Annotated in this window: 12 protein-coding genes; 7 read left to right on the plus strand and 5 right to left on the minus strand. The window is 56.2% G+C overall.

Annotated features, from left to right (window positions below):
• Position 1: 1 nt before the first annotated feature.
• The 4 genes from Q0835_RS04390 to Q0835_RS04405 all read right to left on the minus strand — a co-directional run bounded on the left by Q0835_RS04390 (position 2) and on the right by Q0835_RS04405 (position 6,709).
• Positions 2-3,181: an EAL domain-containing protein gene (locus Q0835_RS04390; protein ID WP_298958730.1), complete on the minus strand. Its 3,180-nt coding sequence runs from the start codon at positions 3,179-3,181 to the stop codon at positions 2-4.
• A gap of 272 nt (positions 3,182-3,453) precedes the next feature.
• On the minus strand, positions 3,454-4,359 hold the full coding sequence (locus Q0835_RS04395; protein WP_298958732.1) for an alpha/beta hydrolase: 906 nt from the start codon (positions 4,357-4,359) through the stop codon (positions 3,454-3,456).
• A gap of 80 nt (positions 4,360-4,439) precedes the next feature.
• Positions 4,440-5,717, minus strand: coding sequence for a phosphoribosylamine--glycine ligase (purD, locus tag Q0835_RS04400; protein WP_298958735.1), 1,278 nt, complete (start codon positions 5,715-5,717; stop codon positions 4,440-4,442).
• Positions 5,718-5,914: 197 nt separating this feature from the next.
• Positions 5,915-6,709, minus strand: a complete 795-nt coding sequence (locus Q0835_RS04405; RefSeq protein ID WP_298958738.1) for a PEBP family protein — start codon at positions 6,707-6,709, stop codon at positions 5,915-5,917.
• A gap of 216 nt (positions 6,710-6,925) precedes the next feature.
• Between Q0835_RS04405 and ubiA the strand changes: the two genes are divergently transcribed.
• On the plus strand, positions 6,926-7,870 hold the full coding sequence (gene ubiA / locus Q0835_RS04410; RefSeq protein ID WP_298813940.1) for a 4-hydroxybenzoate octaprenyltransferase: 945 nt from the start codon (positions 6,926-6,928) through the stop codon (positions 7,868-7,870).
• 64 nt (positions 7,871-7,934) lie between these two features.
• Here the strand turns inward: ubiA and Q0835_RS04415 are convergent, their stop codons facing one another.
• Positions 7,935-8,525: a DUF6101 family protein gene (locus Q0835_RS04415; RefSeq protein WP_298813938.1), complete on the minus strand. Its 591-nt coding sequence runs from the start codon at positions 8,523-8,525 to the stop codon at positions 7,935-7,937.
• Positions 8,526-8,955: 430 nt separating this feature from the next.
• Here Q0835_RS04415 and Q0835_RS04420 point away from each other — a divergent pair, with 430 nt between their 5' ends.
• The 6 genes from Q0835_RS04420 to lpxK are packed head-to-tail and all read left to right on the plus strand — an operon-like array spanning position 8,956 to position 14,411.
• A complete protein-coding gene (locus Q0835_RS04420; RefSeq protein ID WP_298813936.1) occupies positions 8,956-10,299 on the plus strand; it encodes a TldD/PmbA family protein in 1,344 nt (447 codons plus the stop codon).
• Complete coding sequence (locus Q0835_RS04425) at positions 10,286-11,104, plus strand: 3'(2'),5'-bisphosphate nucleotidase CysQ (protein WP_298958741.1); 819 nt, start codon at positions 10,286-10,288, stop codon at positions 11,102-11,104. The genes Q0835_RS04420 and Q0835_RS04425 overlap by 14 nt, the downstream gene beginning before the upstream one ends.
• Before the next feature lie 32 nt (positions 11,105-11,136).
• Complete coding sequence (locus Q0835_RS04430) at positions 11,137-11,376, plus strand: DUF4170 domain-containing protein (RefSeq protein ID WP_298813932.1); 240 nt, start codon at positions 11,137-11,139, stop codon at positions 11,374-11,376.
• A 26-nt stretch (positions 11,377-11,402) separates the two neighbouring features.
• Positions 11,403-12,101 (plus strand): lysophospholipid acyltransferase family protein, encoded by a 699-nt coding sequence (locus Q0835_RS04435; RefSeq protein ID WP_298958744.1) that lies wholly within the window; start codon positions 11,403-11,405, stop codon positions 12,099-12,101.
• Entirely contained in the window at positions 12,094-13,392 is a 1,299-nt protein-coding gene (locus Q0835_RS04440; protein WP_298958747.1) for a 3-deoxy-D-manno-octulosonic acid transferase, read from the plus strand. Before Q0835_RS04435 ends, Q0835_RS04440 begins: the two co-directional genes overlap by 8 nt.
• Positions 13,389-14,411 (plus strand): tetraacyldisaccharide 4'-kinase, encoded by a 1,023-nt coding sequence (gene lpxK / locus Q0835_RS04445; protein WP_298958750.1) that lies wholly within the window; start codon positions 13,389-13,391, stop codon positions 14,409-14,411. Before Q0835_RS04440 ends, lpxK begins: the two co-directional genes overlap by 4 nt.
• Positions 14,412-14,420 lie beyond the last annotated feature (9 nt).

Below are 14,420 nucleotides of genomic sequence, written 5' to 3' on the forward strand. Positions count from 1 at the left end.
CTCAAAGAACGAAGTATAAGTCGTCGCTCGATTCGGAAATCCAGTTTGTCACCTGGTCGAAGACCATAGGTTTGGCGATCAGGAAACCCTGAATGGAGAAATCGCCCATCATGCGCAACCGGTCATATTGCGCCTCTGTTTCGACGCCCTCGCAAACCACGCCGATATTCAAAGAGCGGGCCAGGTGGATCAGCTGATTGACCACGGCTTCCTTCTTCGCGTCCTGAAGCATCTGGCGCGTAAAGGACCGGTCGATCTTGAGGCCGTTGATCGGCAGATCAGCAACATGCGTCAGCGATGCGTAGCCAGTGCCGAAATCGTCAAGTTCGATGTGGACGCCGAGATCATAAAGTTCTTTCAGCGCTTCAAGGTGTCCTGAACCATTGTCATTCAGAAACACTGATTCCAGAACTTCTGCGGTGACCTTGTCCGGGCTGACGCCATGGCGTTCCATCGCGGCGCTGAAGTGCTCGACCAGTTTGCCCGAGGCGAGATGGGCCGGGGACACATTGATGGAAATACGGCCAAAATTGATGCCGCCATCGAGCCAGCTCTTTGCCGCCGCCAGCGCCTTGTTGATGACGATCTCGCCAAGGACAGGGGCAAGGCTGCTTTTCTCGACAACCGGCAGAAATTCGCCGGGCGAGAGCTCGCCTCTTTCGGGATGTGTCCACCGTAACAGCGCCTCAACGCCGGTAACCGCCTGGCTTCTCAAATTCACCTGAGGCTGGAAGACAAGGTAAAACTGATCGTGTTTGACGGCATCATGAAGCTCAAGCTCGATTTGCGCCTCGGTCTCGCTTTCCGCTTTCATGTTGGTTTTGAAGAACGTGTAGCGGTCTTTGCCGTTTTCCTTTGACTGATAGAGCGCCAGATCCGCGTTCACGAGGAGGGCGTCGAAAGTGTCCGCATCTTCCGGACAGAGCGCAATCCCCATACTGACGGTTGGCCAGAAGCGATTGCCATTGAATTCCATCGGCTGGCGCATGAGGCGCCGAGCGCGCTCGCACAGCTGATTTGGATCAGATGTGCTGCTGTTGGCCAGAATAACAAACTCGTCTCCGCCCCACCGGTAAGGAGTGCCAAGGCCGCGGCAGACTTCCCGAAGCCGTCTGCCGGTTTCCTCAAGACAATGATCACCGGCAAGATGACCGAGCGTGTCATTGACGCGCTTGAAGCCATCCATGTCCACATGAATGAGAAAAGACGGCTTGTCGTCCTTGGCAAAGAGCAACTTGGCGTCCCGCTGGCATCCAGCACGATTGGACAGTTTCGTGAGCGGATCGAAATAAGCCAGACGCTCCGCACGGTTCTTGGCCTCTCGTGTTTCCCTTTCCCGTTGGACCCGGTCCGAAACATCGTTGGCAATCGCAACAAACAGGTTGCGGTCGTGGTCCTTCAGGATCTGAACCCGTAGGTCAACCGGGTATTCGCTGCCGTCTTTGCGTCTGTGCTCACTTTCAACCGACAGGCTGCCGCGCGCACCCTTGAGCAGGGGTGTTACATGCCTGCGAACAGTATCCTGATCATAAAGCGGGTTGATATCCCAGATCCGGCGTGACTTCAGCTCGTCGAGATCAAAGCCAAGATTGTCGATCGCACATTTGTTTGCGTATTCGATGCGGAACGTATCGGCGTTCAGAATATAGATCTCGTTCAGGGACGATTCCAGAATGTTGGCCAAGAGCTGGCTCTGGCGTTCAGCCTTCTGGCGGTCGGTTATGTCATGAATGATCCCGACGATTTTCGCGGCTTCGCCATTCGGTCCGGCCAAAACGTAGCCGCGAACATAAATGCTGCAGCAGTCGTCCGGCGCAAATACCAGGGAATGTTCAAATTCGAACTCGCTGCGGTTTTCGATTGCCTCTCGGACTACCTCGAGGTTCCTTAAGCGTTCCTTTTCAGGCACCAAATCGAGCAGTTGCCTGCGGGTTTCGCCTCCCGGCAAATCGGGTGAAAGACGGGTAATCCGGAAGAACTCTTCAGACCCGATGAATTGGTCGGTCGTCAAGTCCCGTTCCCAGCTGCCAACTCCGGCAATGCGCTGGGCCTCGAGCAATTGCGAAGCACTTTCTTCCAGTTGCCGTGTATTTTCCGCGACCATGGCTGTCAGGCGCGAATGCGTGGTTTGCACAGAGGCTTGCAGCCTGGAGAGCAATCGGCGGATCGCGATCCAGGCAAGAAAAGCGATGCCGCCACCGGCTGAAAGCGTGAGCAGGGCCCCTTGAAGAAAGGTCCAGAAATGACCGGTGATGTTCTTCACCAGAATAAGTTTGACGTCGTGTCCGGGCATGGCAGCGCGTATGGGCAGCTCGTGGACAATGAAAACTTGCGAATTTTGGAAATAGAACCGGTCCAGTCTGTGTAGATCGGTTGCTGAATTGGTCAATTCATTGAAATTGAATTCGGTCTTCATCGGTTCGCCAAGAACGCGATAACTGATCTGTTGACCATTCAGACTTTGAGGAATGTCTATGCTGCTCAAGTTAACGAGTTCAGCGTCGACTGCAGCCCCGGCAACAACAAGTGAGCGCTCAATGTCGACGGCGAGTTTCAGATATCCGACAAGGTTGCCTTCGACGGTCCAGGCCTGGAAGACACTGACCACGAATTTGCCGTCGACACTCAATTCAATGTTGTTGGTGTTGCGTGTCAGGTTTGCATTCAGGTCATTTTGAAATGCCAGGTGGGCCGGCTCTGCAACGACAGGGCTTCTCGAGCTGTAAATCGGCTTCTGATCCGCACCATAGATTGTGAATTCCGCAACACTGCTGCCTTCCGGGGCAGTCAGCATAATGTTGTCCGCGATGGTGCGGATTGTGCCGGTGTCACGCAGCTTGATAGCATTTTGAAGGTTTTTATCGGCACTGATCTCGCGAACCGCGCTATCAAGCACCTGTGCGCCAAAGGCGCGTTGCTGCGTCAGCAGTCGCTCGGTGGTCCGGATGACGACTTCTTGAGGCTCAAGCAGGTTGCGATAGCCCGTGGCGATGTTTTGAATGCAAAGGACGGCGACGATCAGGACGAGGAACGACAGGAACACACCGCGCAACGGTTTTTCAAACTGGGAATCGTCCACGCTCCATTTCGCAAGGAGCTGATCCAGGCAAGCACTCAGACCGCGTCGGCAGGGTTTGCCCGCACGCAGCTGTTCCTTGTCCCTATTTACTTGCTCGCCCACACTAGCCACCCACACCGCCGGTTTTGAAACCGCACAATCCCCCGGCTGCGATGTTCGAATTTGAAGTAACTGCAAATTCGCAGTCTGTTTTTGTGAACACTCACCGCCTATTTCTTCAATAAACACTATTGGTTAAATAGTTTTGAATGCATTTGTTAAATAGTGTTAAGAGCAAATGGCCCTTAACCGAAAAATTTCACCCGAAAACTATCTTGAAATGAAAAAATCTAGCGGCAATCTAAAGTAGTAATGCTGCCGATCCTGCGTTTTGCTCAGTGTGCGAAGAATTTCTGTAACTCTTCTGCGGTTTCTTGCCAGGCTTCTTCTGGAAGGAAGTGGCCGCCTGGAACGGAGCGGCCCTCCGCATATGGGCACCAGGATCTCCAGACGTCGAGCGGGCTCTTAACGCTGGTGGCAATGCCCTTCTCACCCCAAAGTGCAAGCAAGGGAATCAGGATCCGGTTGCCGGCCTGGTGGTCAAGATTGTCGTGCTCGAAATCGATTGTGGCACCGGCCCGGTAATCCTCGCAGGTTGCCGAAATGCGATCCGGATCCCGGAACCAGGCACGGTTGTCGTCCAATGCTTCTTCGGAAAAGCAATCAAGGTTCTTGCTTCCGGTCCAACTGGCAAGTGTGTGCTCCAGAAAGCGGACAGGAGACGCAGCAATGAGCTTTTCAGGGAAAGGGGCTGGCTGAGCCAGAAACATCCAATGGTAAACCTTGAGCCCAAACTGCCGGTCGAGTTTTTCCCAGTAGTCGAAGGTTGGCAAAATATCGAGTACTGCTACGCGGTTGACTGCGTGCGGATGGTCCAGGGCCATACGGTATGCAACCCGTCCACCGCGGTCGTGGCCGGCCAAATGAAATTTGTCGAAACCGAGAAGACGCATCAATTCAACGATGCCATCTGCCATGGCCCGCTTGGAGTAGGCCTGATGATCCTGGCTGAGGGGCGGAATGGACGATTTCCCGTACCCCGGCAGATCGGGGAGCACGAGCGTAAATCGGTCAGCAAGAAGAGGTGCAACCTTGTGCCAACAGGTATGTGATTGCGGATAACCGTGCAAAAGCAGCAATGGAGGGCCGGATCCGCCAATACGGCAGAACAGCTGTGCTTCTTCCGTTTCCACAGTTTCACTCTTGAAACCTGGAAACAGGTCAGGAAATTCGCTAGCCAAAATGAGTCCTCCGCCTGCCGGGTTAAGCTAGCGGAGGTGGGGAGTGCCTGCCAAGTCCAATAAAGTGACGGTTTTGCAACTTACGACTTGGTTTCGCGGTCGACCGCTCGCCAGCCGATATCGGTCCGGCAAAATCCGTCTGGCCAATCGATCTGGTTGACGGCTTCATAGGCATTTTGTTGTGCTTCGCGGACATCGCCGCCAAGTGCAGTTACGTTCAACACCCGGCCGCCAGTGGCGCAAAGCGTTCCGTTCTTCAACTGCGTTCCGGCATGAAAGACTTGAAGCTTCTCACTTCCGAGTTTGTCCAGGCCGCGAATTTCGGTGCCTTTTTCATAAGAGCCTGGATAGCCTTTTGCCGCCATCACAACAGTCAGGGCAACGCTGTCGTGCCAATCCGCACTCGCTTCGCCAAGTGTCCCGTCGGCACTGGCCTCCAACAGATCCAAAAGATCGCTTTTCAGGCGCATCAATAATACCTGGCACTCCGGATCGCCAAAGCGCGTGTTGTACTCAATCAGCTTTGGGCCGTCGCTTGTAATCATCAATCCCGCATAAAGAACGCCCTTGAAGGGAGTGCCGCGTCCCGCAAGCGTCGAGATGGTCGGTTTGATGATCCGCTCCATCACGTCCGCAACAATGTCATCGGTCAAAACCGGCGCGGGTGAGTAAGCGCCCATGCCACCGGTGTTCGGGCCTTCGTCGCCGTCAAAGGCGCGCTTGTGATCCTGCGCCGTTGCCAGAGGCAAGGCATTGGTCCCGTCGGAAAGAACAAAAAAACTTGCTTCTTCGCCGTCCAGGAATTCTTCGACAACGACTTCCGCACCCGCATCGCCGAATGATCCATCAAAACAGGCCTTCACGGCTTCTTCTGCGTCTTCCAGCGACATGGCCACGACCACGCCCTTGCCGGCTGCCAGTCCGTCAGCCTTCACAACAATCGGAGCACCCTGCTGTCGAACATAGTCCAGTGCAGCTTGTGCATCGTCAAATCGGCCATACGCCGCTGTCGGGATGTTGGCGTCATCGCAAACGCCCTTGGTAAAGGCTTTGGAGCCTTCAAGTTGCGCTGCGGCCTTTCTCGGCCCAAACGCTTTTATGCCGGCGGCTTCGAGGTCATCAACAAGCCCGGCGACGAGGGGAGCCTCTGGTCCAACGACAACCAGGTCGATGTCGTGTTCCTGGCAAAACGTGATAACTGCCCGGTGGTCGGAAACATTCAGATCGGTGAGCTCTGCGGCATCCGCGATACCGGCATTGCCAGGAGCTGCGTAGAGTTTTGTCAATCTGGGAGACTTTGCCAGTGCCCACGCAAGAGCATGTTCGCGGCCGCCGGATCCGATCAGGAGAAGTTTCATGAATTGCAGGTCTCTGAGAGTAGGTGACGCTTGAGCGGCGACTTGCCTGAAGGGCCCGTCGCCATCATGGGGCGGGGTCTAGCATGCACGGTGAACGCCTGCAATCGAACCACGCTACCACGACCGGACACTGACCGGTTTTCAAGCGTTGGAGGGCAGCCCAGGCACATATTACGCCTGGGATGACCGAATGAGCGTCAGCCGCCGACTGTTGCACGGCAATAGACGATGTTGTCCTTCTTCAGGTCCTTGCCCCAGATAAGCTCCGCAGAACTGTCCCATTGGATCTGGTTGTAGCCGTCCTTGGGGCCGACGTCGCGGGCGCTATAGACACTGGCCTTTGGCCAGTTGCTGTCGTCGAACCCTGGAGCTGTCCAGTTTTCCGGAACCTCAACGCGTGTCTGTGCACACACGGCTTGAGTCACATCGGGATTGCGTTCGCGCGCACAGGACGCGTCTGCCGGAGCAGCTTGAACTGTCAGGCATCGCCAGTCGCTTCCGGTTGCGGCAATCAGCTTCCCGCTGGCAGCGTCCTTGAATTGCGCGATCGCACCTCCATCGCCTAGTTGCTGGCGCCGCGAACCGATATACTCAAGTCCGGTGTCGTTCTCCATGAAGTCGCGAAACTCGAAGGCAATCGTCATCGGGAAGTCTGAACCGAATTCAAAACGCTCGGCATTGAAAGAACGCTCGGTTCTGATCGAAACGCTGTCTTCCAGCAGCGGCTCGCCATTGATGTAAAGCTTGAACCAGTTGTCGACCCAGACTTCACCGAGCACTTGTCGGGATCCACCGGAATTGATCTTGCTTTCGTTGACTTCCTTGCCGCCACGTTTGGGTGGCCGGTCGTCACCTGGACGCGGTGGTGGGTTACCGTCCCCGCGTTTAGGGGGTGGAGGAGGCTTTTGAGCGAAAGAGCTGGTCGGGATGGCGCTGAGGCCGACAACTAGAGACAGGAAAACACTAACTGCAAGTTTTGGAGAAAAATACACACTGCACTCCTTGGCTATGGCGAATCGGTCTCCACAAGTCTTCCATGAACAGAGCAATTCCGCCGATTTTCAACAAACCCACACCAAGACAGTGTCACTATGACCCCTTGCAGGATGAATTTCATCCAAATAATCGGTAGAAATGCCGGGGATGACCCGGTCCTGTTGAATGTTCGTGTTGGGCAACGGGTCTAAGCAAATCGAGTGTGAAGTGTCATGATTTTTTCCACCAAGGATACAGGACCTGTCGCGGATGCAGTGAAAAAGCACTGGGTCGATACAAGTCTGCCATCCTCCTTGCGACCGTTCGCGCGGCTCGCGCGATGGGAGCGGCCGATCGGCTGGTGGTTGCTGCTTTGGCCCTGTTGGTGGTCTGCAGCGCTTGCGGCGATCGCGGCCGGCCAGGGCTGGCCGAACCCGTGGCATCTTGCCCTCTTCTTCATCGGAGCGGTCGCAATGCGTGGTGCAGGCTGCACTTACAATGACCTGGTTGATGTTGATATCGACGCAAAGGTGGAGCGGACCCGGTCAAGGCCGATTCCTGCCGGACAGGTCACAAGACTGCAGGCGAAGGCATTCCTGTTCCTTCAGGCACTGGTTGGCCTGATCGTCTTGCTCCAGTTCAACACGTATTCAATTGTGCTCGGGATCGTGTCATTGCTACCGGTCGCGATCTATCCCTTCATGAAGCGGTTTACCAATTGGCCGCAGCTTTTTCTGGGCCTCGCCTTTTCCTGGGGGGCATTCATGGGTTGGGCCGCCGAATTCGGTTCGCTCGGATGGGCTCCGGTGTTCCTGTACGCAGGCGGCATTTGTTGGACAATCGGTTACGACACGATCTATGCGCATCAGGACAAGGAAGACGATGCCCTGGTTGGCGTGAAGTCCACCGCACGTCTTTTCGGAGCGCGCACCAAACCTGCGCTAATTGTTCTATATGCGCTGGCCACCCTGCTTTTTGCGACCGCTGCTGTCATGGCGGACGCCGGGCCGGCTGCCTTTATCGGCATTCTTGCCGGCGTCATTCACCTCGGCTGGCAGATCGTCACGCTGGACATTGATGACGGTGACCAGTGCCTTCGCCTGTTCCGTTCCAACGGAACCTATGGCTGGATCCTGTTTGCCGGGTTTGTCATCGATGCCTTTGTAGCCTGGCTATAAATGAACAGAGGCTCCGCTGTGCGGAGCCCTTTGCTCTCTATTCCAGCCTCTGCGGACCAGAGCCTTAAGTGCGGGCAATAATCTCGCGTTCACGGCTGTGGCAGACTGATGTTCCAGCCGGTTTGCCAACCGATCTTTTGTTCAGGAACCTTGGTCTACGGCCTGTCAACATCCGCAATTGGCGGCGAGGGGCCGGTTGCGCGGCGGGAACGGCGCGGAAGGCATCAATCGGTTTAACCTTGCCGCCAAGGTCGCAGACAAGCATGGGCAAGTTGAACACCTGCGCCCATCGGCTCCAGAGGACGGCAAGATCATCGGAGTTCTCGGTCTCCGCAAGCGTAATCGACAATGCGCTGTCGTGATGCTTGAGGATCAGCGCAGCCTGGATTTCACCCGGTACATCGCCCGGAATAATTCGGACCATCACGCCATCGAACGCTTCCGTCGGCACAACAAGGTTGACCGGAACACCCGCGACACGACGCTTGATGATTGCCCTGTCGCGATCAAGAAGAATGTCAGCGGGAAGAGAAGGTGTTCCCGGACGCGCTTCCAGTCGTTGCTGAAAGCGTACCGGAAGACAACCGGGATGCGGCATTGTTTCTGCCGCTGTCCCGGTTGCTGCCATTTCCTGTTTTTCTGTTTGACGTCTCAAGTAACTCTCCACCGGACCTTTTGGTCTCTCGATGTCTTTCAATCTAAGACGGAAAGGTCGTAAAGCGCTTAAGAGACAGAGTTAAAAAAGTCTGTTTTTAAAGAGGGTTACTGGTTTGTAAGTGGCTCGGTAAGACCTGGTTCAGACATGTGTCGGGAACGTGTTGATTCTACTTTAGCGAGAGAGTGGGTGGTGCCTAAAACGCCCAGTGTTTCTGCGGACTTCCATTGATCTGCCCCGGAAGCGGCACACATAGGAGGTGTCGAACCGGTCACGCTGGTGCAGCAACGGGGTATTGCGCCGATGTGAAGGCCTCGCGGCTTTTCTGGTTCGGAATGAAACAGATTGTTGGCATCTCAAGCTGGCTGTTGCAGCTGAACGGTGCGAAGCGTAAACAACAGCCAGAGCTGATGGCACAAGAGCGGACCAAATGTCGGAACTGATCGATCAAAGTGAATTGCAGTCACGCGCAGCACGGCTCGTCGAAGCTGCGCGGCAAGCGGGAGCCGATGCCTGCGACGCTGTCGCAGTAACCGGAGTATCGCTCTCCGTCGACGTGCGCGAGGGCAAGGTTGAAGAAACGGAACGTGCCGAGGGTGACGATGTCACATTGCGCGTCTTTGTCGGCAGACGCACTGCCGCCGTTTCTGCAAACCGTCTCGACGATCCGGACAGTCTTGCCGAACGAGCAGTCTCGATGGCCAAGGTCGCACCGGAGGATCCTTTTGCCGGGCTTGCTGATCCGGAGCTGCTGGTGAAGGAATTCCCGGTTCTGGAGCTGCTAGACGACAAGGAACTGACAGCCGACGAATTGACGGACATTGCACTTGAGGCGGAAACGGCCGGTCTCGAGGTGGACGGCGTCAGCAAGTCGGGAGGCGCTTCAGCGTCTTGGCGACTTGCCGGAATAGTGCTTGCTACGAGCCACGGCTTCGAAGGGTCCTACATATCTTCGCGATACGGCATGTCTATGACAGCGGTCGCAGGCGAAGGCACCGGCATGGAACGGGACTACGACTTCGACAGCAGGACTTTCTTTGCGGATCTGGACCGGCCAAAGGAAATTGGACTGCGCGCTGGTGAGCGCGCGGTACGCAGGCTGAACCCGCAAAAGCTTTCGACCCGAACAGCAAATGTCATTTACGAGTCCCGTGCAGCGCGCAGCATCCTCGGTCACCTGGTTGGCGCAATCAACGGTGCTGCAGTTGCTCGCAAAACAAGTTTCCTGAAAGACAGAATGGGTGAAGCGGTGTTCGCACCGGGCATTCGTGTTGTCGATGACCCCTTCAAGCGACGTGGTGCTGCCACCCGGCCTTTCGATGGAGAGGGAACACGCGCTGATCAGCTCGAAATGGTCAGTGACGGCGTGCTGCAACACTGGTTCCTTGATGGCGCTTCGGCACGCGAACTTGAAATGAAACCCAACGGCCGTGCTCATCGAGGTGGCAGTGGTACATCTCCCGGCCCAACCAACATCACCTTGATGCCGGGCGAAAAATCGTTGGAAGAGCTGATGGCGGATGCAGGCGAAGGTCTGCTGGTCACCGATCTGATTGGCCATGGTGTCAATGGCGTGACCGGTGACTATTCCCGCGGGGCCGCCGGTTTCTGGTTCGAGAACGGTAAGGTTGTCGAACCGGTCAGTGAAATCACCATCGCAGGAAACCTGAACGACATGTTCAAGCGCCTTGTGCCAGGCAATGACCTGGACAATCGCTATTCGAGTGCCGCCCCGTCTGTCATGATCGAAGGGATGGCACTTGCTGGAAGCTGATACGGGCAACAATCACTCCTGGCTCGACCTTGATCTGCGTCTGTTGGAAGACGCAGCGCGCAAGGCTGGAGAATTGGCGCTCAGTTATTTCGGACGCGACCCCGAAACCTGGTTCAAGGGGAACAACCGCTCTCCGGTCTCTGAAGCGGACCTTGCCGTTGACAAGTTGCTTGCCGACGAGTTGCGCGGAGCGCGGCCTGAATATGGCTGGCTTTCAGAGGAAACGGCAGACGACAAAAGTCGTCTGGGCTGCGTCCGGACATTCATCGTCGATCCGATAGATGGAACTCGGGCATTTCTGGCAGGGGGCGACGAGTGGACGGTCTCCCTGGCTGTTGTCGAACAGGGCCGCCCGACCGCTGGTGTCGTCTTTTGTCCGCGCCGGAACGAATTGTTCGCTGCGCGCGCCGGAGGCGGAACCACTTTGAATGGTGAAAAAATTTATGTTTCGCCACGGCAGGGTGTCGAAGGCGCGACCTTGTCTGGTCCCCATTCCATTGTCGCCAATAAAGATGTGATAGCAGCTGGATTTAGCGGTACGGAAATCTTGAGGTCACTGGCTTATCGCCTCGCCATTGTGGCTGCTGGGCGCGTCGATGTCGGCGCAGCGCGTGGTGGGCCAAGCGACTGGGACCTTGCAGCAGCTGATCTTTTGGTGCAGGAAGCGGGCGGCAGGCTGACCGACCTTTCCGGCCGGAACCTTGTTTACAACCGGACCAAGACCGGACATCCCGGACTGATTGCAGCACCGGACGCGTTGATCGAACCGGTTCGCGCAGTTCTTGGCGAAATGATCAGATCCTGAACGGATTGCACCGACAAACAATGAGGATATCCATGAGCGAAACCGACAGCCCCAAACAGCTGCTGCATCTGGTGTTCGGCGGTGAGCTGGAGTCGCCTGAAGGACTGACCTTCCGGGATCTGGATCAGTTGGATATTGTCGGCATCTACCCGAACTATGCTGAAGCCTCCAAGGCCTGGAAGGCCAAGGCACAGGCGACGGTCGACAACGCGCATATGCGCTATTTTGTAGTCCACCTGCATCGCTTGCTGGACCCGGATACAACGGCCTGAACGGTCGTTTTTAGGCGACAAGAAAAATGATCAAACGCCTCGGCCGCCAACCTTGGGTTCTTTCTGCAGTCGGCTCCGTGCTCGCCGGCTATCTCAAGCTCGTCTATCACACCAATCGCTTCACGATTGAGCCACATGGCGTTCATGAAGAAACGGAAAGTGATCTTCCGGTGATCGTCGCAATGTGGCATGGCCAGCATTTCATGGTGCCGTTTGCCAAGCCTTCCAGCTGGCCGGCGAAAGTCATGATTTCGCGATCTGCAGACGGTGAAGTCAATGCGATTGCTGCGCGCAAACTCGGGCTTGGTCTTATCAGGGCATCGGGCGGGCGAAACGCGCGCCAGATCAAGAAGCGGGGAGGCATGCGCGGGTTCATCGAAGCTCTGCGCGCTTTGAAAGACGGCTTCAGCATTGCCATGACTGCTGACGTTCCAAAGGGACCTGCGCGCCATTCCGGCGTCGGCATTGTTCAGCTGGCAAAACACTCGGGCAGACCGATCCTGCCTGTGGCGGTTGCCACGAGCCGCAGTATTGAACTCAACAGCTGGGACAAAGCCAGCGTGAACTTGCCGTTTGGGCGCGGCGCAATTGCAACGAGCGAGTTGATCTGGGTGCCTTCGGAAATCGAGGATGATGCGCTCGAAGTCTACCGGCAACAGGTCGAGGACGGCTTGAACAAGGCGACGACGCGTGCCTATCAGCTTGTCGGAAGGGCCGATGGCTGATCGCCGTCCCGCTCTTGTGACAGCCTATCGGGTCCTCGCGGTGGTCCTGACACCCTTGTTTCACTTTCTCTTCTGGTTGCGCAGCCGGTCGGGAAAGGAAGTCCCCCATAGAAAGTGCGAACGGTTCGGCAAGGCCGATGTGGTCCGTCCTGAAGGTCAATTGGTCTGGATCCATGCCGCGAGCGTGGGTGAGACTGTCTCGGTGCTGCCATTGGTTGATGCGTTGATCGGCAACGGCAGCAAAGTATTGTTGACCACGGTGACAGTTACGGCCGCGGAATTGGCGGAAAAACGATTGCCGGCCGATGCGATCCATCAGTTCATGCCTTTCGACGCACCGGCACCAATTGCAAGGTTTCTGGACAGCTGGCGACCGGACCTGGCCATGGTTGTAGAATCTGAGATCTGGCCTTGCCTGTTCGACGAACTGCGCCACCGGCCCATTCCCTTTTTGCTTGTGAATGGACGTCTGTCAGACAAATCGCACCGGAACTGGTCGATACTACGCGGCGTTGCCCGGTATTTGTTTCAGTGTCTGGACTTTGTATTGGCGCAGAGCGAGGCAGACGCCGACAGGTTCCGGCACTTGGGATGCAGCAATGTCGGAATGCCGGGCAACCTCAAATTCGATGCGGAAGAACCGATCCTGGATGAGGCCACCTTCGAGACAATGAAGGTTCAATTGGGTCAACGGCCGGTCTGGCTGGCAGCACTGACCCATCCGGGCGAAGATGATTACGCACTTGATGCGTTCGATAAGCTTCGCAGCGTCTACCCCGATCTTCTTCTCATCCTTGTTCCTAGGCACCCAGCTCGAGCCGACCAGATATGCGAAATACTGCAGAGCAGGGGCCTGACCTATTCCCGCCGCAGTTCCGGTGGAAAAATATCGCCGGAAATACAGGTTTATCTCGGCGATACACTTGGCGAGATGGGGCTTTTCTACCGACTGGCACCAGTTACATTTCTCGGAGGGTCTTATACTGAAGCAGGAGGGCATAATCCTGTTGAGGCCGCTTTATGCGGATCGGCTCTCGTTACCGGTCCAAGGGTTTCCAACGCCAGAGCCGTCTATAAAGACTTCTGGAAACATGGGGCAGCATTGAGAGTGTCTTCACCGGAAAACCTTGGCGCAAGTGTCGAGGATCTGTTTAAAGATCCGGAAGCTGCCGAAGGTCAGGCAGCAAGAGCACGTGAACTGGTCGAGGCAGGACGGGGCGCTCTGGACAAGACGCTTGAAGCGCTGGGACCCTATTTGAAGACGACGGATACAGCTGGAGGTGCGGCGTGAGCAAAGCGCCCGACTTCTGGTGGCAACAAGGGTTTTCTGTTGCAGGGGCTCTCCTTGCACCGGTTGGTTGGATCTACGGCCTTGTTGCGGGACGGCGCATGCTGGCAAGGCCGAAAGCGGAAAGCCGGCTGCCAGTCATTTGTATAGGCAATTTTGTTGTCGGTGGTACCGGGAAGACACCGTTCGCGATCGAGTTGGCCTTTCGGCTGCGCGAAGAAGGCTATACACCCGGCTTTCTGCTGCGCGGCTATGGGGGCCGGACCAAGGGCCCGGTTCTGGTAGATCCTGACCGGCATGATGCCGCCGATGTTGGCGATGAAGCTCTGCTCCTCGCCCGCCACGGTCCAACGGTTGTTTCGGCGCTCCGCGCGCAAGGGGCAAGGCTTGCCGAAGAGCAGCCCATTGACATTCTACTGATGGACGACGGGTTTCAGAACCCTGCGCTCAAAAAGGACCTAAGTTTAATACTGGTGGACTGTACCGTTGGCTTCGGCAACGGCCGCTGCCTGCCTGCAGGTCCTTTGCGGGCCCCGGCGGAAAAGCAGATCATCAAAGCCGATTGCCTTGTTCTTGTTGGGGATGGGAATGCAGCTGAAACCGCTATTCATCTTTCGGGGCGCAGGGGACTGCCCATCTTGCATGCACATATTCGCCCTCAAAAGGACACAGCGCTGGAAGGTCAGAAGCTCTTCGCTTTTGCCGGGATAGGGCGGCCGCAAAAATTCTTCGAAGCGCTGAAAGACCTTGGTTATCTGGTAAAGAAGGTACGTGCCTTCGCCGACCACCACCTCTATAGCCAGGCCGATGTCAGAGCGCTGCTGACTGAAGCCGAAGAGGAGGGACTACAGCTCGTGACCACGTCTAAGGACATGGCAAGACTGGAGACGACTGAAGGCGAGCTCTTTCACTGGATCGCATCGACGGCCATTGTCGTGCATGTGCGCATGGACATCGACGACGAAGACCGGTTGATGAACCTAATCCGGGAAAAACTGCGACAGCGGAGTTTCAAGAGCTAGGGGCGGCGC

The organism is uncultured Roseibium sp. (genome assembly GCF_947499295.1).
Lineage (GTDB): Bacteria > Pseudomonadota > Alphaproteobacteria > Rhizobiales > Stappiaceae > Roseibium.